The sequence below is a fragment of the Paenibacillus sp. FSL E2-0177 genome (genome assembly GCF_037992975.1).
Lineage (GTDB): Bacteria > Bacillota > Bacilli > Paenibacillales > Paenibacillaceae > Paenibacillus_AQ > Paenibacillus_AQ odorifer.
Map to the genome: position 1 here is coordinate 537,159 of NZ_CP150307.1, position 21,816 is coordinate 558,974.

The 21,816-nt window shown below is 45.1% G+C and carries 15 protein-coding genes, 1 tRNA gene and 1 riboswitch; of the genes, 7 read left to right on the plus strand and 9 right to left on the minus strand.

Translation table 11 applies throughout. The features are described from left to right. The first annotated feature begins 66 nt into the window (after window positions 1-66). Entirely contained in the window at window positions 67-870 is an 804-nt protein-coding gene (locus tag MHI25_RS02370; protein ID WP_076278895.1) for an AAC(3) family N-acetyltransferase, read from the plus strand. A 38-nt stretch (window positions 871-908) separates the two neighbouring features. Continuing rightward, window positions 909-1,547, plus strand: a complete 639-nt coding sequence (locus MHI25_RS02375; protein ID WP_340011855.1) for a histidine phosphatase family protein — start codon at window positions 909-911, stop codon at window positions 1,545-1,547. A 107-nt stretch (window positions 1,548-1,654) separates the two neighbouring features. Here the strand turns inward: MHI25_RS02375 and MHI25_RS02380 are convergent, their stop codons facing one another. After that, window positions 1,655-7,957, minus strand: coding sequence for a 5'-nucleotidase C-terminal domain-containing protein (locus MHI25_RS02380; protein ID WP_340394877.1), 6,303 nt, complete (start codon window positions 7,955-7,957; stop codon window positions 1,655-1,657). A gap of 415 nt (window positions 7,958-8,372) precedes the next feature. Beyond that, the gene (gene serS, locus MHI25_RS02385) at window positions 8,373-9,662 is read right to left on the minus strand and encodes a serine--tRNA ligase (RefSeq protein WP_076192777.1); all 1,290 of its coding nucleotides are present in this window, start codon (window positions 9,660-9,662) and stop codon (window positions 8,373-8,375) included. Window positions 9,663-10,063: 401 nt separating this feature from the next. Here serS and ssuE point away from each other — a divergent pair, with 401 nt between their 5' ends. Further along, on the plus strand, window positions 10,064-10,612 hold the full coding sequence (gene ssuE, locus MHI25_RS02390) for an NADPH-dependent FMN reductase (RefSeq protein WP_036682586.1): 549 nt from the start codon (window positions 10,064-10,066) through the stop codon (window positions 10,610-10,612). Window positions 10,613-10,792: 180 nt separating this feature from the next. Here the strand turns inward: ssuE and MHI25_RS02395 are convergent, their stop codons facing one another. The 4 genes from MHI25_RS02395 to MHI25_RS02410 form a co-directional block, all read right to left on the minus strand. Next, window positions 10,793-11,824, minus strand: a complete 1,032-nt coding sequence (locus tag MHI25_RS02395) for a ribonucleotide-diphosphate reductase subunit beta (protein WP_036682584.1) — start codon at window positions 11,822-11,824, stop codon at window positions 10,793-10,795. Between the two features lie 284 nt (window positions 11,825-12,108). Further along, a complete protein-coding gene (locus tag MHI25_RS02400) occupies window positions 12,109-14,442 on the minus strand; it encodes a ribonucleoside-diphosphate reductase subunit alpha (RefSeq protein WP_076142084.1) in 2,334 nt (777 codons plus the stop codon). Window positions 14,443-14,497: 55 nt separating this feature from the next. Further along, window positions 14,498-15,013 (minus strand): anaerobic ribonucleoside-triphosphate reductase activating protein, encoded by a 516-nt coding sequence (gene nrdG, locus MHI25_RS02405; RefSeq protein WP_076278891.1) that lies wholly within the window; start codon window positions 15,011-15,013, stop codon window positions 14,498-14,500. Then, window positions 15,010-16,995, minus strand: coding sequence for an anaerobic ribonucleoside triphosphate reductase (locus MHI25_RS02410; RefSeq protein WP_340394878.1), 1,986 nt, complete (start codon window positions 16,993-16,995; stop codon window positions 15,010-15,012). Before MHI25_RS02410 ends, nrdG begins: the two co-directional genes overlap by 4 nt. Window positions 16,996-17,236: 241 nt before the next feature. Next, a riboswitch (cobalamin riboswitch) is annotated at window positions 17,237-17,472 on the minus strand. A 378-nt stretch (window positions 17,473-17,850) separates the two neighbouring features. On the opposite strand from MHI25_RS02410, the gene MHI25_RS02415 reads away from it, so the two are divergent. After that, window positions 17,851-18,159, plus strand: coding sequence for an MTH1187 family thiamine-binding protein (locus MHI25_RS02415; RefSeq protein WP_339281612.1), 309 nt, complete (start codon window positions 17,851-17,853; stop codon window positions 18,157-18,159). Between the two features lie 93 nt (window positions 18,160-18,252). Next, a tRNA-Thr gene (locus tag MHI25_RS02420) sits at window positions 18,253-18,324 on the plus strand. Between the two features lie 93 nt (window positions 18,325-18,417). Here MHI25_RS02420 and MHI25_RS02425 read toward each other — a convergent pair. The 3 genes from MHI25_RS02425 to MHI25_RS02435 all read right to left on the minus strand — a co-directional run bounded on the left by MHI25_RS02425 (window position 18,418) and on the right by MHI25_RS02435 (window position 21,265). After that, window positions 18,418-19,593 (minus strand): site-specific integrase, encoded by a 1,176-nt coding sequence (locus MHI25_RS02425; RefSeq protein ID WP_340394879.1) that lies wholly within the window; start codon window positions 19,591-19,593, stop codon window positions 18,418-18,420. A 24-nt stretch (window positions 19,594-19,617) separates the two neighbouring features. After that, window positions 19,618-20,475, minus strand: a complete 858-nt coding sequence (locus MHI25_RS02430) for an ImmA/IrrE family metallo-endopeptidase (protein WP_340394880.1) — start codon at window positions 20,473-20,475, stop codon at window positions 19,618-19,620. A gap of 442 nt (window positions 20,476-20,917) precedes the next feature. After that, a complete protein-coding gene (locus MHI25_RS02435) occupies window positions 20,918-21,265 on the minus strand; it encodes a helix-turn-helix transcriptional regulator (RefSeq protein WP_340394881.1) in 348 nt (115 codons plus the stop codon). Window positions 21,266-21,418: 153 nt separating this feature from the next. On the opposite strand from MHI25_RS02435, the gene MHI25_RS02440 reads away from it, so the two are divergent. Further along, complete coding sequence (locus MHI25_RS02440) at window positions 21,419-21,616, plus strand: helix-turn-helix transcriptional regulator (RefSeq protein ID WP_340395649.1); 198 nt, start codon at window positions 21,419-21,421, stop codon at window positions 21,614-21,616. 53 nt (window positions 21,617-21,669) lie between these two features. Continuing rightward, a complete protein-coding gene (locus tag MHI25_RS02445; RefSeq protein ID WP_340394882.1) occupies window positions 21,670-21,810 on the plus strand; it encodes a hypothetical protein in 141 nt (46 codons plus the stop codon). The last annotated feature ends 6 nt before the right edge of the window (window positions 21,811-21,816 follow it).

Consider the following 21,816-nt stretch of genomic DNA (forward strand, 5'->3'; position numbering starts at 1 on the left):
GAAGATGCATTTAGAAGCGGCCCTCCTATATAATGGATTTGAGAAGATTCATTGGAGGAATGAAGGGTGGAAGAAATACAAGGCAATTTGATTACGGTTCAGACATTAGCAGCGGATTTTCGTCGACTGGGCGTTAAGGCGGGCATGACGATTTTATTGCATTCTTCTTTTAAATCGTTAGGCCAATGGGTAGCCGGGGGCCCGGTCGCTGTTATTTTGGCATTGGAGGAGGTCCTCGGAGAATCTGGCACGCTGGTAATGCCCACTCATTCCAGTGACCTGACTGATCCCGCAGGCTGGAGCAACCCACCGGTGCCGGAGGCGTGGTGGCAGAGTATCCGCGAGCAGATGCCGGCTTATGATCCAGACCTGACCCAGCTTAGAGGAATGGGGGTTATTCCGGACTGCTTCCGTAAACAAAAAGGAGTAAAACGCAGTGACCATCCGATTCATTCGTTTGCCGCTTGGGGTAAGCATAGAGACGAAATTATGTATGGTCATTCGATTGAAATGGGTCTGGGGGAAGATTCTCCGCTGGCTCGTATTTACGATTTGGGCGGACATGTACTGTTGCTGGGAGTAGGCAATCTTAATAATACTTCCCTGCATCTTGCCGAATGCCGCGCATCTTATGCTGGCAAGAAGGAAACCCTTGGCGGGGCGCCCATTATGGTGGATGGAGTTAGGCAGTGGGTGGAATTTAAGGAGCTGGATTGGGATTCTGACGATTTCGTTCAGCTGGCAGATCAGTTTGGACAAGAGACGGGACTTATTACATATGGACAGGTTGCTTCCGCAACCGCTCAATTGATTCCGCAACGGGAAATCGTAGATTATGCAGTGAACTGGATGGAACAGAACAGGAAGTAAAACCTCATTGGATAGGGGAAACGGAAGGAGAAGCTGGCATGAGTACAACAACGATATTTTTAACCCGGCATGGTCAGACGGAATGGAACGTGCAGCATCGGATGCAGGGACATATGGATTCTGAACTGACGGCTCTTGGTGTGCAACAGGCTGAATGGCTGAGCCGGGGGATGCACACTGAACAGCTGGATGTCATCTATGCAAGCCCCAGCCCAAGGGCGCTGCGCACAGCTGAGATTATTCGTGGAGAGCGGAGTACTCCGCTTAAGACCTCTGAGGCGTTCAAAGAGATTGGCATGGGTGTGTGGGAAGGCCGTGATTCTACTGAGCTGGAGAGCGAGTATTCGGAGCAGCATCGCAATTTCTGGCAAGACCCTGAGCAGTTTAAAGTGGAGGGTAGTGAGACCTTCGCAGAGGTGCAGGCACGGGCGCTGGGTAAGCTTCAGGAAATTCTCGTTGACCATCAAGGTGAGACCATTCTTATTGTCACACATACAGTAGTGATTAAGCTGTTAATGGCCTATTTTGAGGGCAGAGCGCTGCCTAAGCTCTGGGATCTGCCTTACATTTATCCGACCTGCTTATGCAGGGTTGATTTTACGGATGGTGTGCCGGAAATCCTGCTGCATGGGGATACGAGCCATTACGAAGAGAGTGAAGCTGGGATGGAATCATAACACTTCCTACAAGATCAGATTGGGTTTATAAAAAAAGGCGGTTCCTCGGGTGCATTACGCACTCGAAGAACCGCCTTTTTGACTTCAGAGCTGGAAATCAGCTTTTGCTAGTTGATAAACTGGAGAGATTTCAATGTCTTCTCCAGCATCGTAACCGCTTCGGCACGAGTTGCCAGCTTCTGTGGAGCAAAGGATCCATCTGTTGCTCCTTGGATAATTCCCTCAGCAGCGATTTCTGCTACTGCTGCTTGGGACCAAGCTGGAATGCTTGCTGCGTCACTGAATTTAGCCAGTGCTGCAGGGTCGGCATTTAAGGTTTTCCCTGTGTACTTAATAGCTTTCGCTAATACCGAGGCCATTTCCTGACGAGTGATTGGGCTACCCGGCTTAAAGCTACCATCGGTATAACCGGAAATCAATTCGGCTTCTGCTGCGGTGCGAATAGCATCAGCATACCAAGCACTTGGGTTTACATCTTTAAATGTGGTCTCACCATTAGCTATCGCAAGTCCCAGAGAACGCGTAATTATTGCCGCGAACTCAGCACGTGTGATCGACTGTGAAGGAGAGAACGTATCGTTGCTTGTTCCGCTGACAATTAGTTTGGTAGCTAATAGATCAATGGATGATTTAGCCCAGTGTCCGTTAGTATCTGCGAACGTTTTGGAAGACTTAACAACGGTGTAGTAGCTGTTGCTGTTCCGTTTAATCGTAACGTCCGTTGTTCCATCTGCTTTAGGAACAAAGATAGCAGGCACGAAGGAGATCTTACCTGAAGCAGGATCGAAGACCACTGCCGTTGCGTTATTTGAATTTAAGACGGCAGGTACATTGATCGTGCGCTTCACGTAAGTGCTGCCGAAATTGTTCAGCGGCACACTCTTAGTTCCGGCTTGCGCTGAAACGCTGAATTCGATTACTGGAGCAGCTAAAGTAGCATTACCTAGCTGTGAGGCTATAGCTTGGTTTGTGCTGCTTAGTGTTCCCGAATTCGCTACTAGAATGGATACCGTAATTGTAAAGTCGCTGGTGCCTAATTGAGCGGCAAGTGCTGCGCTGTTTACAACACGGAGTGGCAAGGAATAAGAAGCGCCATCCGTAGTAAAGGTAAGAACTGTGTTAGGCTGTGCTGCTGCTTGTTTTACAAGCACACTGCCTGGAAGCACTACTTGAGCGCCGCCTGTAGTAGCTTTAACCGGAATAACCAGCTCTTGGCTACCCGCTGGCAGTTCAGCAAGTTGTTTAGTTAGATCAGCAGCATTAATTGTTGTTACTTGTGCTGAAGCAATTGGTGCCGCAGTTGGAGCAACAGTTGGTGATGGTGTAGCTGTAGCGGTTGGTACTGTTGGAGCCGATGTTGGTACTGATGTTGGTACTGATGTAGGCACTGAAGTTGGATCTGGTGTTGGTACTGGTGTTGGGTCTGGTGTCGGAGTTGGATTTGTCTCCGGCAGTGGTGCACCTTTCAGATCAACAATCCGGCCTTCAACGGCGGAAGTGTTCGCAGTGACCGTTCCAACCTTCTGCAGATACTTCGTAAATACATCAAAGTCCGGTAGGTACAGCAGATTCACGCGACCTTCTTTATAAGCCTTTTCAAGTGAAGTATAGAAATCTCCACCCTTAGCTGTGAAAGCATTAGTAGCTACTTCATAAGATGCTTTTAGATCTAGAGGAACGTATTTATCCCCGTTTTTCACTTCAATACGCAATACACGTTCGTTCACAGGTTTCGTAGAGTCGTAATAGAATTTCAACCCTGCAACGTGTGGGAAACGTCCGTCTGCTGCCGGCGTTTTGGAAACCCCGTTCTCCATAGCATCCTTAATTTCTTGTCCAGTCAAAGTGATCGTAACCAGATCGTTGTTGAATGGAAGTACGCCGAGTACTTCGCCTTGTGTGATCGGTCCTTCGTTGATGGATTCGCGAATACCGCCGCCGTTTTGCAAGGCGATTACGGCATTAGTGCCCGCTTTTTGAGCTGCATAAAGCATGCCATCGGCAATCAGGTTACCAAGATTAGTTTCCTTTGTGCGCACATTATCACGAACGCCGTTTAGAACAACCTCTGAATTTCCTACTACCTCATTGGTTAGTTCTTGAATACCCGGCTTATACTCGGTATCCAGGATCTTTTTAGCTTCAGGATCCTCTGCGATAACGTAGTTAGTACCGTTTTTAGCATCGATGGAGATTAATTGGTCTTTCCAATCGGTCAGTACGCCATCTTTGTTAAATTTAACTTCAAGTTGGCCAAGGAAAAGACCTTTTTCACCAGTTTGTACAATAAGCTTCGGTGCGTTAGGATCGGTGTTATCTACAACGGCTTGATTCAGTTGCGTGTGGCTGTGACCCCCAACGATAATATCAATGCCGTTAACGGCTTTGGCTAGCTTGAGATCTTCTTCATAGCCAAGGTGAGAGAGAACAATGATCTTGTTAACTTTCTCTTTTTCAAGCATAGCGACCGTTGCTTCCGCTTTAGCGAAGGCATTCTCAAAGGTCACTTTACCTGGTGAAGCAATGTTCGCCGTATCTTCTGTCGTCAGACCCATGATACCGACCTGTTGGCCGTCTACTTCTTTGATCAGCGCAGGGTAGATGGTTCCAGCATTACCTGACCGGCCGATTTCATTGGTGAACATTTTACTAAGAATATCATCCGCTGAGAAGTTCACATTGGAGGAGACAAATGGGAACTTTGCGTTGCCAATAAATTTGGACAGTACATCTGAATCTTTATCAAACTCATGATTACCGAAAGTCATAGCATCATATTTAACCAGATTCATAAAGGCCAGATCTGCTTGACCCAGATACTTATTGAAGTAAAGCGTTCCGGAGAACACATCACCTGCGTCTACAAGAATAGGATTCTCTGTAGTCGCCTTGGCATCTTTGATTGCTGTTACACGGCGCAAGATGTTGTTTGGTGAGCTGACAGTATCTAATCCTGCATGTGTATCATTGGTGTGCAGAATGGTTAGTGGGAAGTCTTCAGCAGTATTAAAATCAATCTGTGCCAAAACCGCATCATGATCGGATACCCGACCGTTCGATGGTGAGAAGTCGGCATTTAGATGAACGACATCTACTTTAGAAGAAGCCGTTAGATTTTTACTGACAAGAATATGATCTAGCACTTGAGAGTTTCCATCATAGGTGTACGTATACTGCTCATTTAAAGGTAATGTATCGATCAAATTGTCTAGTTCTGTACCTTTTAAGAGGGTTGCAGTTTTAGTAAATTGGAAATCATTCAAATCGCCAAGAGCTACGATATTGGCTTTAGGATTTGCAGTCAGAACCTCTTTGACAAATCCGTTTACGACCGCCGCGATTTTATGTCGTTGTGTTTCACTGGACAATACAGGGGGCTGAACGTTTCCGAAAGGACCGGTATCGCCGCCTTTTGAATTGAAATGGTTAGCGATCACAATTATTGTCTCGCCACCGAATACGAACTGTGCAGCAAGGGGTTTACGTGAACTTGTAAAGGCAGAGTTTGTTGGATCAATTCGTCCTGGATTGTAGGTCAATTGATCTGCCGCTGCGTTATATCCAACGGATTGTATAGCTGTACCTTTTTGTCCGCTCACACTGTCCGCAAGCTGTACTCTTGCTGGATTGTACAGGAATCCTACGCGAATGTTTCCGCCTGGGGCACCGCCATCCATATTGTTCTCCGGAGCGATATCTGTGTATTTATATACAGGACCGCCAGCGGTTTCAATAGCCTTAATCAATTCGGCTGCACTTGCTTCAGTGATACCATTATTGGCTTCACCATTGCTGTCCTGCATTTCGACAACGCCGATAATGTCAGGTTTTTTCATATTGTTTGTGATGGAGTCGGCTAGTTTCTGGATTTTTGTTGCTCCGACACCCGGGTAGAAGTTTTCAATGTTGTACGATGCGATCAACAACTTACTATCATTGACTTCAAGAGTAGTTGTTTCTTGCTTAAAGGTACTTGGAGTGATGGCTGGAAGCTTACCGTTTTCCGGAATCACTTTGAAGTTACCGTTGTTGTATCCGATGACGCCAGTTACATCTCCCGCGAACTTATCTCCGGTGATGACTTCTTGACCCGGATTTCCGTAAGCAATGATGAGGCGCTGAGGATTGTATTGGTTGTATTCTTTGAGAACTAATCCACCAGCTGGTGTGATGACATCAGGTGTTTCATTTTCTACTCTTGTAGGGATGTTATACAGCATGGAATTTCCGCTACCACTTGTCCAGTAAGGACTGATAATCGTAGGGGTAGGGAGCTTGACGAGCATACCTTCTAACGATTCGTAGAAATCAATTGCATCTTCATTAGGCTCAAAATCAGCCATGCCGTCATTGTCAATTATGGAAGACGGAATGGCTCTCCCGCCTTTACCAAGTACGACAGGCTCTGGCACAGTATAACTTGAAGAGGAGTCTACTTTTATTGAAGTCATAGTAATTTGAGTAGAGGTTAAATTACTTGCGTTACCTTCGTTGTATTCGGAAACAGCTCCACTAACTTGGACTAAATCTCCAATTTGAGGCTTAAGGGATGAATTAGTGCTGTATACAAAAATACCTTCCGAAGTGTTTACATTATCGTCTGGCTGAGGGTCTTGCATAAAGAAACCTCTATAAGCGCCAGTGGCGAAGGTGTACCCATATTGGGTAACGATGCCTTCTACATCGGAAACGTTCTGACCTGCATACTCAGAAGTATGAGATTCTCCTTGAATATCATGTATACGAGGGAGTTCAGATGCTTTATATGCAAAGGTATAAACCTTACTTGTCTTGCCATCTGCTACGACAATTGCATGGATGGTAAGATCTTGATTAACTGTAATCGGATCTGAATAAAGCTTACTTGCTGTTGTTGGTTCAGTTCCGTTGGTCGTGTAGTAAATCTGTGCTCCAAGAGTAGGGCTGGATAGGGTCACAGAACTTCCTTTGATGATGCGACCTGCGCCAGGGCTGGCCATAACGGAAAAAGTTTCTTCCACCAAAGCATTTTCATTAAGTGGAATGAATTGATAAGTCGTACTATATTGCTCGATAACCCCAGTGATATTGTCAAAGGTTTTACCCTTAACTAGTTTAGGCAGGGTTGAAAAAATTGTGAATTGTTGTCCACCTTGGCTAGCAGTCACCGTGCTGCCATTTACATTGTCTATGGTCACATTATTCATAGTTACCAGCTGAGCTTCGTGGCTTTCGCCGTTCGCGGCAGACAAGTCGGTTGCTGTAATCAATTTTGGTGCAGGCACCCCAACATTTTGTGCAGCTACATTGTATTGAAGTCCACTTTGGAATTTGATTTCTTGCAGGTTGCTGTAGATATCCATTGTGCCGCTTACTTCAACACGATCTCCAACGTTTGCGAACTCTGGGAAACCATAAAGTACGATCCCGCCGGATTCATCCTGAATATACATTTTTGCTGCATTAATGTGAGTTACGATACCTTCTGTTAAAATATTCTGACCTTTACTAGCAAGGCGTGCTGTTGCAACATCTGTTTTGGCCAGAATAGTGTAATCAAAAGTCGATATAGGGCTGTCTGGCATATTTGGTTCTGAAGCATACGCTTTAATCGTAGTGTCCTCAGTTAAGGTAATAGGCCCTGTGTAAGGTTGGAAATTAGTTGAACCACCTGATCCATAAACAGCTGCATAGACGGATGCTCCAACCGTTGGAGAATTCAAAGATATTTCTGTACCAGCCGGCCAGGCATTAGGGGCTGGTAAAGCTACTGCGGAACTAGCAGTTTCCGGTAATTCAGGTAACGTACCGTAGGTGCTGTTCCGTGGACTTGGTGCTTGGACAACAAAATCCGTAGAGTTGTTATCCGTATCTAGACCGCGGCTATCAGCCGGTGCACCAGCCGCAGCTTTACGGATAGCGGCTGTCGTATTGGAGAGAGCAGCGGTCGCACTTCCCTCGACATTTGTAGCTGTTCCGTAGCCAACTAAATCAATTGTTGTACCTGATTTATCAACGAGGTCGACTTTGCCGTTTGTACCACTCATAGCAAGGATTCCCTTGCTAACATCAGGAGTAGGCAAGTCGGTAGTTCCTCCCGTTCCAGCGGCCTCCTCAATAAGGAAGTATCCATTTGCCGGGATGGTTCCATTTAAGTCTGTTCCGCTACTAAAGGTTCCGGCCGCTGAGGTATAGCGAACTTTCCATCCAGTCAAATCTACTGGATGATTTGTAGGATTGTATAATTCAATAAAATCATTTTTAAATTCCGCTCCGCCGTTTCCACCACCACCATAGACCTGCGAGATAACAATATTGCTATTATCCGGTGCTGCCTCGGCGGTCTGGACAGCTGGTAACACACTGCCGGCAACCATTAACATTGCCAGTCCAGTAGCGAACCATTTCCTTACTCTTGAAGAAATAATCATTTGGATAAGTCATTCTCCCCTCGAATCTTTTATTTACAACCTATTAAATCTTAGCATTCAAATGTAAAATGAAAGGTTGTCTTTCATGAATATAAATTAAAGTTTGCATCAATTAAATCTAAAAATTGAAATGTTGTGATTTTAGTATAAAAACAGTGCATAAATACAATATTAATTATAAATTTAGTATTTTTATGGTTAATAGATCACCGATATTTTAATTTTATGTTATATATATTGTTGAATTTATTATGGATTACGACAAATTTATTCTAGAGTTTTATTAATTTTTACATAGGGAAAACAATTGAGATTAGAATTATATAGAATGTATCGGAACAAAAATAATGCCCCTCCACTTCTCGATAAGAAGCTGGAGGGGCATTATTAATTTTAAATCTACTTGGACAACACATCACTGCTGGTACGGAAGCTCAAGCCGTTCAATTCCATCCATATATTTACGCAGTGCCTGCGGAATGTAAATGGATCCATCCTCCAGTTGATGATTCTCCAGCAGCGGAATTAGGATCCTTGGTGTAGCCACTGCGGTGTTGTTTAGGGTGTGGCAGTATTGCAGCTTACCGTCGGCATCCCGGTAACGAATGCCCGAACGACGAGCTTGGAAATCGAGCAGGTTGGAAGCCGAGTGTGTCTCTCCGTATGCCTCTCTGCTTGGCATCCAAGTCTCGATGTCATACTGCTTATGTGTCTTCAGGGACATATCTCCTGTGCAGACAGACATGATCCGATAGGGAAGTTCCAAGAGCTGTAGAATATGCTCTGCATTCGCAAGAATCTCCTGCAGCATGCCCTCTGATACGCCCTCATCATTCCGACATAAGATAACTTGTTCAATTTTTGAGAATTGATGAACACGGTACAGACCACGCACGTCTCGTCCCGCCGATCCTACCTCACGGCGGAAGCAGGCCGACATTCCGGCGAGTCGCATTGGCGAATCCAGTTCGACAATCTCATCGCTATACAGCGAGACAAGCGACACCTCCGATGTGCCTACCAGCCAGCGATTGTCTCCGTTTAGCTCATAGGTCTGATCCATCCCGCCGGGGAAGAAGCCCGTACGTTCCAGCGCTTCCGGACGGACAATCACGGGAACATCCATCACCGTGAACCCGCGGGCAGTTAGTACATCAATGGCCAGCCGCTGTACAGCGAGATGTAACAACAACCCTGCATCCTTCAGCACATAGCTGCGTGGGCCGCCTGCTTTGACGCCACGGGGGATATCGATGATATTGTGGAGCTCGCCTAGTTCTACATGATCACGCGGTTTAAAGCCGAATTCCGGCAACGTTCCGGTTCGTCGCAGTTCTACATTATCTTTATCATCATGGCCAATCGGTGTATCCTGCGATACAGGGTTTGGTGCGAGCAGCATGAGTTCTCCACAGCGGCGGTCTGCCTCAGTTAGTTCTGCCTCATAGAGATTCAGGCGGTTGTTCAGTTCTCTTACTTGTTCTTTAACTGCTTCTCCTGCCACGCTGTCACCCTGTCGTAAAAGTCGTTCAACCTCTTTGGTCAGCCCGTTACGCTGGGCTCTCAACTGTTCCGTATCTTGGCGCAATTCGCGCCGTTTCTCATCCCATTCCAGCAGTTCATCCAGTGGGAAGTCGACTCTTTTCCAAGCCGTAATGTTTCTTACAAGTTCCTGATTGTCTTTGATCCAGTTCATATCCAGCATACCGTTTCGCTCCTTTTTGGTTAAAAAAACGCAAAAAACGCCCTCATCCATGGGACGAGGAGCGTCAGCTCGCGGTGCCACCCAGGTTGATCGAATCTCCTTAACTGCAGGAACAATCCGACCCTCTTTGGTCTTCGCGATAACGGGCGAAACCCGGTGAACTTAGGGAGTTGTTGTAGACTCCGGTCGCAGACGCCTCACGGTTGGATGCCGATCATTGGCCTGATTGTTGGATTTAATATTGTTGCTTAGTATAACGTAAGAGTGGGAGGAGCGCAAGTGGTTATGGTTTGACAAAAATATCAATTCTACGTTAGGATTAGTATTAATTTAAAGTAATTTTGTCGGGATAATAAATAAAGCAGTGTGAGCTGCTTAAGTGGGATGGAAGAGGTGGAAAAGTGGCTAAAATTGTTGTGATTAACGGAACGCCTTCCCTGGTATCGCGTATCAATGCAGCTATAGAATATGCGGAGGCCAGCTTAACCAATCAGGGCTTCGAGGTTGAGCGTATTAACGTAGCAGAACTACCAGCGGAGGATTTGATTCACACTAAGTTTGAAAGTGAGTCTATCGTCAAAGCCAATGGCCTTGTAGCGGAAGCTGATGCGGTAATTGTGGTTAGCCCGGTTTATAAAGCTTCTTATACAGGCGTGTTGAAGACCTTTTTAGATCTGGTTCCACAAAAGGGATTGGCCGGAAAAGTTGTACTCCCGCTGTTCATGGGCGGCAGTCTTGCACATCTGCTCACAATTGATTACGCATTGAAACCTGTGTTGTCTGTACTGGGCGCGCGTTACATTCTTGGCGGCGTCTATGCCGTGGATTCTCAAGTGGTTCGTAATGATCACGGAGTGGTAGAGCTTGCTGAGGAGCTGAAGCTGCGCCTGAACGATGCATTAGATGAGCTTGCAGAAGAAACTACACATCGTGTGGAACGCAAGGCATAAGACTAAGTAGCAAGCCTTCTGTGCTTAGTGCTAATAACAAACGTATAAGCGTCTCTTTCATCCCTGATACCAGGGGAGAGGGGCGCTTTTTGCATTATATAAGCTATAGCAAAAAGGCCATCTCACTAAGAAAGTAGAGAATGGCCTCTTTTTTATATAGGGGTTATTATATATCCGGTCTTACAAATCGTCGAATCCGTTATCGTCGCCAACCTTACCATAGTTGCGGGACTTAGCTTCGAAGAAGTCAGTTTTGGTAGCATTAAGCGCATCATCGGAGAAAGGTTTGATCCAAGGCATACAGTTAACGTCAACACCTTGATAAGCTTTTTCCATACCCATCAAAGTCAGACGTTTGTTCGCTGTATATTTAATGTAGTCGCTAAGCTCGTTAAGATCAATACCACGCACGTTAGTAAGTGTGTAATAAGCCCAGTTGGTTTCGAGCTCTACCGCGCGGTCGATGGTACGGTATACGTAATCCATGTTTTCTTTGGTGTTCAGCTCAGGGAAGTCTACAAGCAGCTGCTTAAATACTTCTGCGAAGAAGTAGCAGTGCTGATTCTCGTCACGTTGAATATAAGAGATCATTTGGCTGGTTGCCATCATCTTCTGGTCACGGGCCAGATTGTAGAAGAAGGCGAAAGTGCTGTAGAAGAAAATTCCTTCCAAGATGAGATCTGCTACCAGCGCATGGAAAAAGGTCTGTCTCGTAGGGTTATCACGGAACTCTTGATAAATATCAGAGATAAACTGATTGCGTTCCAGCAGGACAGGGTCTTTTTTCCAATATTCAAAAATTTCCTTCTGCTCACTCTCCGACACGATAGAGGATAGAACATAGGAATAGGATTGGTTATGCACCACTTCTTGCTGCCCGATAATAGCGGAGATAGCTTCCAAAGAGGAATCGGTGAAATAACGCTTCACGTCGCTCACGAACATCGTCTGCATCGAATCCAGCACAGCGAGTAGGGAGATATTAATCTTAAATACGCGTTGTTCCTCGGCATCCAGCATCGGGAATTGTTGCGCATCCTTGGACATTGGAATTTCATCCGCGATCCAGTGATTAAGCAGCAGCACCTTATACAGCTTGTACATATGAGGCATGCGAATATCATTCCAGTTCAGAATACCTGAGCATTCACCGTCGATAATGCGTGTGGATTGGTTAGGTGCTTCAGTATTAAAAATCTTTTGTAATTGCATTTCTTATCCCTCCATTTTTTGCGCTGGTAATCTTTCTTGGTGTCTTGTTCATAGAAAGAAGGTGATGGAGTAACGGAGAGGAAGTTTGGAGCTGTAGGAGCGTCAGCGTTCGCCCGAAAGCTTTCCGTAGGAAAGCTCGCATCGAAAGCATATGCTGTCATCGGATGTCATCCGCTAATAGCGGTAAAGATCAAGACCTCTGATGACAACAGCGGCCGGAAGCCCAAACATTCCTCGCAGTTACGAAATTCATCATCGTTTTTCTATTTAGGGCACTAAGATAATTAGCTAGCGCAAGATTCACACTCTTCTATAGTCAAAGCACGGCTACGCACATAATAAGTTGATTTCAAGCCGCCCTTCCAGGCATTCAGATGCAGTTCCAGGAACTCGGTAGCCTTGATGTCAGGACGGACATACAGGTTGAAGCTTTGGCCTTGATCGACGTGACGCTGGCGAGCAGAAGCCATGCGGATCGACCAGTTTTGGTCAATCGTAAATGCTGTCTTATAGTACCAGATCGTTTTGTCGGACAGATCCGGTGCTGGGTTAGCAATCTTATAAGTTGTTTTTTCTTCATAGGAAAGCAGTTCATACAGCGGATCAATGCTGGCGGTGGAGCCGGCAATAATCGATGTAGATCCATTCGGCGCAATGGCGAACATCCAAGCGTTACGTACGCCGTCCTTAGCTACTTCTTCTTGCAGCTCGCGCCATTGCTCAGTCGTTACATATTTACCTTCTTGCTCACCGCTAACATACCCGCGGGAAGTGAAGTATGCGCCAGTCTCCCAATCGGATCCAGCAAATTTCGGATAACGGCCTTTTTCACGGGCAAGCTCCATGCTCGAACGAACCAACAGGTAGTTGATATGTTCATATAAATGATTGTTATATTCTACGGCTTCATCGGATTCCCAACGAATGCCCTTGAGTGCCAATAGGTGATGCAGGCCGAATGTGCCGAGACCTACTGCGCGGTACTGGCTGTTCGTGTATTGTGCCTGCAGAACTTCAATATTATTAATGTCGATTACGTTATCAAGCATACGAACTTGGATCGGAACAAGTCTTTCTAATACGCCAGCTGGAATCGCCCGTGCTAAGTGAATCGAATTCAGGTTGCAGACTACGAAGTCGCCAGGGATTTTGGAAATAACGATACGGGTCTGGCCATCTTTAGTTACTAATTCTTCTTGCTCAATAACTGTTGCAGACTGATTCTGCATAATTTCTGTACACAGGTTGGAGGAGAAAACCATACCTTGATGACGGTTTGGGTTAGTCCGGTTCACGGTATCGCGGTAGAACATGTACGGTGTACCTGTTTCTAGCTGTGATTTCATAATCCGTTTCATGATGTCGATCGCAGGAACAGTGATCCGGGATAATTCCAGGTTCGCTGTAGCTTCAGCATATTTTTCACGGAAAGTACCTTTGCCAAGCTCTTCATCGTAGAAATCTTCCAATCCTAGTGGACGGCCATTTTTATCTGTCCAGCCCATGACCTTTTTCACTTCGTGAGGGCAGAAGAGGTTCCAATGGCTGCGCGATTCTACAGCTTCCATGAACAGGTCAGGTAGGGAGACGCCATGGAACACGTCATGTGCACGCATGCGCTCGTCACCGTTGTTCAGCTTAAGATCGAGGAAAGCGAGAATATCTTTATGGAATACATCAAGATAAACAGCTACAGCACCTTTACGTGTGCCCAACTGGTCTACGCTGACTGCTGTATTGTTCAACTGGCGAATCCAAGGGATTACGCCGGAGCTTGTGTTCTTGTGGCCACGGATATCCGAACCACGTGCTCGTACTTTTCCAAGGTAAACGCCGATGCCGCCACCCATTTTGCTTAGACGTGCTACGTCTGTATTGGAGTCAAAGATACCCTCTAGGGAATCGTCTACAGTATCAATAAAGCAGCTGGATAGTTGTCCAGCGACCTTTTTGCCGGCATTGGACATTGTAGGTGTAGCAGCAGTCATATAGATGTTGCTCATAGCCCAATAAGCTTCTTTTACAAGCTCAAGACGTTTCTCAGCTGGCTCACGGTGCATCAGGTACATAGCAATAATCATATAACGTTCTTGTGGAAGCTCCATTACACGGCCGTCAAAATCATGCGCCAAATAACGGTCGGATAGCGTAAGTAGACCGATATAGTCAAACAAAAGGTCGCGTGTATAATCGATACACCCGCCTAGTTCGATAATTTGTTCTTTGGTGTAATGACTTAGAAGTTCTTCGCGATAGATTCCTTTTTTCACGAGATCCGTAATTAGTGGATACAATTCACCGTAAGGCTCTTCTGGATAAGCTTTGTAGCGGCGATGAACGGCAGCTTTTTTATAAAGGGTAGTCAGAAGGGCGCGGGCAGCTGCGAACTTCCAGTTAGGCTCTTCTTTTGTTACAAGCTCTAGAGCGCTCATGGTGAAGGCATTGCTGATTTCTTCTCCGCTTACCGAGTCACGACGCAGTTTGGAATTCACTCCACGCAGCAAAGTTTCTTTATTTAGTTGATCGAGACCTTCCAGAATACGGTCAGCGTAGACGGAGAGACGGTTCTCATCAAAAGCCAGTTGGCGATTATCCGGTTTTACTACGAATTGCGGCATAGTTAGTTCATCCCTTCTTATTTCAAATTAATTTTCAATATCAAAAATTGATATATTATAGCGCAGCAGGCTGCCACAGAAAGACCTCCGAGCCGTTCATGCTGGCCGGAATGTCGATAATGCGTTGGTTGGAGCTTCCCCGGTAGAGAAGCGTAGTATCTTTCAGTTCTTCTACAAATCTTCCATCTATTAACACCTGACACTGTTTAAGTAGATTCCACTCCGGCGTACCGGGAAGGGCTGTAAGTTCTTCGTACGTATAACCACTGTAAATCCAGATTGAGAAACCTGGCAGTACAGCGCGAAGCTCATGAATGAACCCCAGCAACTCTTCTGCTGAGAAAAAAGGATCGCCGCCTGCCAGTGTCAGACCATCCAGCAAAGGGTTAGCGGCGATTTCTGCAATGATTTCATGTTGTCGTTCTAAGGTGAAGACTTCTCCATATTTAAAGTTCCATGTCTCGGGATTAAAACATCCCGGGCAACGATGGCGGCAGCCGCTGAGAAAGAGGACGGCCCGCATGCCCTCTCCCTCGTTAATCGACTCCGGATAGTAACCGCAAATATTCATAGATGCTTAACGCGATCCCGTACTTCAGCTTGTTTGGCGGCATTAAAGCGGGTCTGATAGTCGCCGGTTAAATAACCTGTAACTCTGCGCAAACGGCGGATGTGCACGTCATTCTCATGTGCGTTGCAGGAAGGACAGTTTGTCCCAATTACGCCTTCGTATCCACAGCTGGAGCAGCGGTCAATCGGATGGTTAATGCTGAAATAACTGACCTGTTGTTCGAGCGCATATTTAATGATTTTGATAAAAGCCGATGGGTTGTTGCGGGCATTGCCGTTTAATTCGACATAAGAAATAGCCCCGGCATTGCAATATTCATGGAAAGGAGCTTCCAAGCTGATCTTCTGAGCAGCACCCAGATCGAAGTATACAGGGATGTGAAAAGAGTTCGTATAATATTCACGGTCGGTTACGCCCGGAATGGAACCCAGTACCTTGCGGTCAACTTTGGTGAATTTACCGGACAAACCTTCTGCTGGAGTTGCGAACAGGGTGATGTTAAGATCCAGTTCCTCACTTTTCCGATCGCAATAGTCCCGCATATGACGCACGACAGCCAGCGCCTTGGCATGAACTTCCATATCCTCGCCATGGTGTTTGCCGTACATAGCTTTCATACATTCCGCCATACCGATGAAGCCAAGAGACAGACTGCCATGCTTCAGCAGATCGCCTACAGTGTCATCAGGTGCAAGATGTTCGCCGCCTTCCCAGACGCCTTCTCGCATCATGAAATCGGAAGCTTTAGCTTTTTGTGCGGTTTGGATGTGGAAGCGATGAAGAAGTCCTTCCAGCGCAATATCCATGTAATGATTTAGATCTTCATAGAAGCCAGCTTCGTCTGCGATGGTACGTCTGCCTGTTACTGTGCCGTGTGCCAGACCTAGCCGAACCAGATTCAGTGTATTAAAGGAAAGGTTGCCCTTCCCAGAGCAATGATTACGCCCAAAACGGTCACCGAGCACTCGGGTTCGGCAGCCCATTGTAGCGAACTCCGTATCAGGATCACTTGGATCATAATACTGCAAGTTGAGCGGAGCGTCCAGATTAGCGAAGTTTGGATATAGTCTGCGCGCAGAACATTCAGCCGCTTTTAGGAACAGTTCATAGTTAGGATCGCCTTGCTGTTGATTGATTCCTTGCTTGCATTTGAAGATTTGAATCGGGAACACTGGTGTTTCTCCGCTGCCAAGTCCGTTCATAGTTGCGGTTAGCAGAGAACTGATCACAAGCTGACCTTCTGGTGAAGTACAAGTACCGTAGTTGATGCTGGTAAACGGTATTTGTCCACCGGATCGGCTGGACATGGTATTCAGATTATGTACCATACTTTCAGCCGCTTGCAGAGTTTCGATTTCGGTTTCCTTTAGTGCAAAACGGAACGCTCTTGGATATAACTCCGCCAGATCGGTCCGGCTCATCGTAATCTCGCCCAAAGATTCATCAGCTTGTCCTTCTTCAAAATAATCCAGACCCTTGCGGAACAGCTTGGCGAAGGATTTGGTTACATAAGGTGCCAGATCATAGTCGAGTTTATTGGCGGATACACCACCATATTGAGCATTTTGCTGGGATTGGAAAATAATCGCTACCAGAGACATAGCTGTCATTATTGAGTTCGGAGGACGAACGCTGCCGTTGCCGGTATTGAAACCTTCACGGAGAAGTTTATCAAACGGGATAAAAATACAGTTCGTCGTTCCAATCGCGTATTGATCCAGATCATGCACATAGACGACATTGTCATCAATAGCCTGCACTAGCTGTGGCGGCATCGTAAAATTGCGGGCGTACCATTTTGAATATTCACTGCCGAACTTGCTCATTTTACCGGAGAAACTCTCTCCATTCAAATTGGCATTCTCGCGCAATAGGTCCATATCCCGACTGTCGATAATATCCCGGCCTAAATCAATGAGCTCTTCTAAAAGAACTTCCCGTGCATTTTCTACTCCATTAAATTGTCTCTCCAACAACGTCATTGTACAGCTCTCCTCTCAGTATAAAAGAAAAACATCTATCATCAAATCCATATATCCATAAGAAGTTGGACTGCTATAAGCAGTCGTATATTTGTTCAGATTACATAAAAAAAGCATCCCCTACCCGAGGATGGCAGAAAATGCCCGATGCGTTATGTAAATATCCACACGGATATTTGCAGAGGTCTCTACGTAGATGACCGCATGCGGACACCATCCCTGTTCCTCGCAGGCATCAATAGTTGGTGTCGTCGAAACAGGTAGGTCTCCTGGCTTCCGTGGGATCTCTCGGCGCCTTCCCAAGGGTGTTCCTAACCCTCAGTGGCATTTGCCGGGAGATGTGGATTCTCAAGCTTCCCAGAAGCTTGAGAAGGCCATCCGGTTACAGTGGCGGGACCGCAGCGGATTCTCACCGCGCTTCCCTATTAAGCTCTAAATCCGGTTAAGGATCAAAGCGCCTGTCTCCACTATATTTTGTTGTCGTTAGATAAAAATAACCCAAGATGTTGTGTTTGTAAACAGTTTTTTAGAAAACCCGCGCGGGGAGCGGGTTCTTTAAAAGTACTCCACAAATGATCCACAGGCTGTCCATAAGTAATCCACAATTGATCCACAGGGAGATGCGAAATGATTCATAAATTGTCCGAAAAGATGCCACAAAGAGTCCATAAATATAGTGCAGATGACCCTAGAATTTGCTCATGAGAAAATACTCTTAGCCCAAAGTCATATTTTGGAGTAATCAGAAGAAATAGAAGAGATAAGGGAGGATAATCTTGCTTAGTTTGTGACAGAGCGGTGGAATTGTTACAATGGAAGGAGACAGCTACTATAAAATTTCGAGGAGGTATTCTCATGCCTATTGCTGAAGTTACAGTTATTCCAATTGGAACAGGCAGCACCAGTCTTAGCAGCTATGTTGCGGATATGCAGCGGGTGCTGAAGACAGTAGAAGGGATTACTTATGAACTTACGTCCATGGGGACGATCATCGAAGGGCCTCTGCAACGCATTTTTGCTGCGGTAGAAGCTTTGCATGAGTCTCCTTTTGACGCAGGTGCAGAACGTGTCTCTACCTCACTTAAAATAGACGACCGCCGCGATAAACCCTCTACTAGCCGTGGAAAGTTAGAGTCTGTGGAGCGTAAGCTACAGGTGGATTAGCAGTTTAGAAGGGCGGAAAACAGGGAGAAATAGGCTTGCGTTTCTGGCTGAAAGTTGTATAATATTTTTTGTTTGACAGAAAAACAGCGTTAAGCTGGTGTAGCTCAGGGGTAGAGCAACGCACTCGTAATGCGTAGGCCGGGGGTTCAATTCCCTTCACCAGCATATCTAAGAATGGCGCAATGGCGCGGTTTTCCGGGATTCCGGGACCGTGCCATTTTTCGTTAAATCCCCTGGCTTCTAACATTCTTCTAACCTTTAGTTAAGTAAAGTGGGGGTTTCAGTCGAAATCGCGACCTCTTTACGCGTTCCAAGGATGGAATCACCGATACCCCGGAGCACCGCTTCCTGCAGATTGGGGAGAACATGTGAATAAGTATCCAGAGTGATATTTATTGATGAATGTCCTAATCTTTCCTGAACTATTTTCGGATGTACCCCTGCTTTAAGGAGCAGGGTAGCATGAGTATGTCGGAGATCATGGAAGCGGATTTTAGGGAATGTAGGGTGTTCCTTTCGTATCTGATTGAGTATCCGGTAAAAATGTCTCATGAGAAGACGAGGACCGACTGGAGTTCCTACGCTTGTTTGAACGACGAGACCAGAATCCTTGTAAAACTCATTGTTTGCAATTACTTTAGCACGAATTTCTTTTTCGCTTGTCAGCAAGCGCACTGTATCTTCAAACAAGGCAATAGGTCGTACGCTACCGTCACTCTTAGTGTCGTCCAACGTATAACCTTCTTCATCCAACGTGTATGCTGTGCGAACGGATATAGTTTTGGTTTTCAAGTCTGTATCTTTCCAACTTGTACCAAGAATTTCACTCTGACGCATGCCGGTTGATGTTGCAAGCTCAAACGCCAGGTAATATTGATCATTCAAGGCGGCGTCCAGAAATATTTTAAGCTGGTGCTCATCCAATACTTCGAATATCATCTTTTTTCCTTTTGGTAGCGTTATGGTGGAGGCCGCATTTACCGATATATCCCCCCAGGTAACAGCACGATTTAGTGCATCCATGATAATGACATGTGCCTTTCTGATTGAACCAACAGCAAGTGTTTTTAAAAGCGTTTTATGGTAAAAATCATGAAAATCTTGAGGTTTGAGTTTTGTTAGTTTTTTCTTTCCTAAATGCGGAATGATGTGTCTATGAACTAACCAGTTATATGATGTCCAGGTGCCGTATTTTACAGAAGTCTTTTTATCATCCAACCAAGTCTCCATTAATTCCCCAAATGTTTTTTTTGATGGCTCTATGAGCGTACCATTATTCAGTTTAGAGAGAATATCCGGCATTGCTTTTTCAGCATCCTTCTTGCGATTATAGCCAGAAAACCACTTTTGCTTGCGTTTGCCTCCGTTATCGTCACGATCAAAATCGACTACTATATAGTATTTTTCACCTTTTTTAGCAATGTGCCCTCTCATGACAAACCTCCCAGTTTGTACGAATTAAAAATTAATCGCATCGTCAACGGCCTCCATAGGTAAAAAAAGTCGGTCTACTGCGTAGCCATGGCGTGATGCAATCCTTCCCATATCGATCATGACGCATCCGGTACGTTCGGATGATACCGATAGGTCACTTGACTTCACTATCGCGCCGTCACGGAAAGTGTAGGACCGGGAATCAACACTCTTAATACCTGAATTCATCCCAATGTATAGTGGCTTTTCCCAATCAAATCCACCGCGTTGCTCTATAACGAGCGTATGAGGTGATGAAAGATCATCAAGTCCATATATCCCACGAATAACTGGTTCTGTATTCATGGGCAAGGGTGGAGCTTTTTCTTCTCTGGCTGTAGCTGTATATGTAAAAGCTGTTAAAAATTCTGTGTCAGCGATCCGTCGCTGAATTTGCCGTAAGCGTTGAAGGGCGAACTCAGGCGGAACTCTGAACAATTTTGCGATATGCCCGGCGGCGGTTTCTTCCTCTGCAGGTAGTTGGATTCTTTCGAGCATGAAGAGAGGGATGGCTGCGTAAAGGCAGAATCGTTCGGCATCAGCTTCTTGAAGCTGCCGAAAAAGCTTAGACATAAAGCGTTGATCACCGGCATGTCGAAGTACATGACCGAGTTCGTGATAGAATGATTTTCGCTGCTCCGTTTGCTCTATTCCGCTTTGAAGAAAGATGATCATTAATTGATTATCTGAGAAAGTTATTATTTGTTCGAACACCACATCGATTTGAAATATTCTAGCAATACGATCAATAGCTAGATCTTCAGGTACTAAAATTCCATTCTCCAAATACACATCCTGGATACTCTGTTCCAATGGAGTTTTGAAGTAATTACAAAATCTCATGTAAATTCCCTCCACAAGTAGTACATATGTTCTATTTTTGAGCTAAAAGAAAAGCCATTGCTGGCTCGTTTTAAAATATTAATTGTTTTTCAACACTTATTGCGGACCCTTTTGTTTGAATTGCGCTTGTATCATCGCTTACTATCCCGAAACAAACAATAAGGAAGCATATAAGTGAAATTAATAACTTATGTATAGCACTCTTGTCTTTTTTAAAGACGGCCATTATACCTAAGATCAAGAATGATATGAAGCTTATTAGACTTAGTATCAAAACAATTAACTTTATATCCTCCCAAAAATACATGACAACAAAACCAAGGAATAGAAACGAAATTATCGCCTTTATCTCTCTCTTATACAGAATACCAAGAAGTAGAAAAACTATAAGTATAAACAATTTGGTACCTCACTCTGATTCCCCATCGGCTGGGGGAGTTGCTTATTTATTTTGTTTGTTTGCTTCCTCAGAGGCCCGCTTTTTCATTTCGCGGTATCGTCTGACAGCTGCTTCTGCTTCTGCGATCTCGTCTTCAGTATAGTGCTCAGGGCCACCTAAAAAGGTTAAGTTAAACTCTTGCTTTGTTCGGACCATCGTTCTTCCTAATAGATAATCTGTATCACATTCATACAAATCTGCAAGCTTGGAAAGTGTACTTGTGTCTGGATCGCGGTAGTCGCGCTCGTAGTTTGAAAGAACAGTGTTAGTTATCCCTAGTTTTTCAGCAACGTATAGTTGAGACCAACCTTTACGCTCTCGTTCTTGTTTCAAACGTTTTCCTAAACTCATTATTACACCGCCATTTTCTACTTTGGCATTATAATACCAATATTTCACCCTACGTTAAAGAAATTACACTAAAAGTTGAATTTAACGTTGACTTTCACTTTTAGTGAATATATAATCAGAAATATAAAGTTTCACTTTACGTGGAATAAGGTGGTGATAAGGTTGGAGTTACACAAGAGAATTAAAGTTATCAGGAAATCCAAAGGCATAACTCAAACGTTCGTGGCAAAAGAAGTAGGTATGACAGTATCAAACTATAACATGAAGGAAAACGGAAAGAGACCAATCAGCACTAAGGAATTGGAACTGATCGCAGTAGCACTAAAGGAGCCTGTAGTAAATTTTTTTTGATCATTTATTCCACGTAAAGTTGAATAATTTCAATAGAAAGGAAGTGATCTGCATTGGAAATGGTTGACATCCGTGAGGTTAGGGAAACGCGTAAAGCGGAGGAAGCCACACGATTGATGAATGAAGGCTGGTTACTCGATTACCGTGAACATGGTCAGGGATATTCACGATATGTACTTATCAAAGTTAAGTAAGGAGAG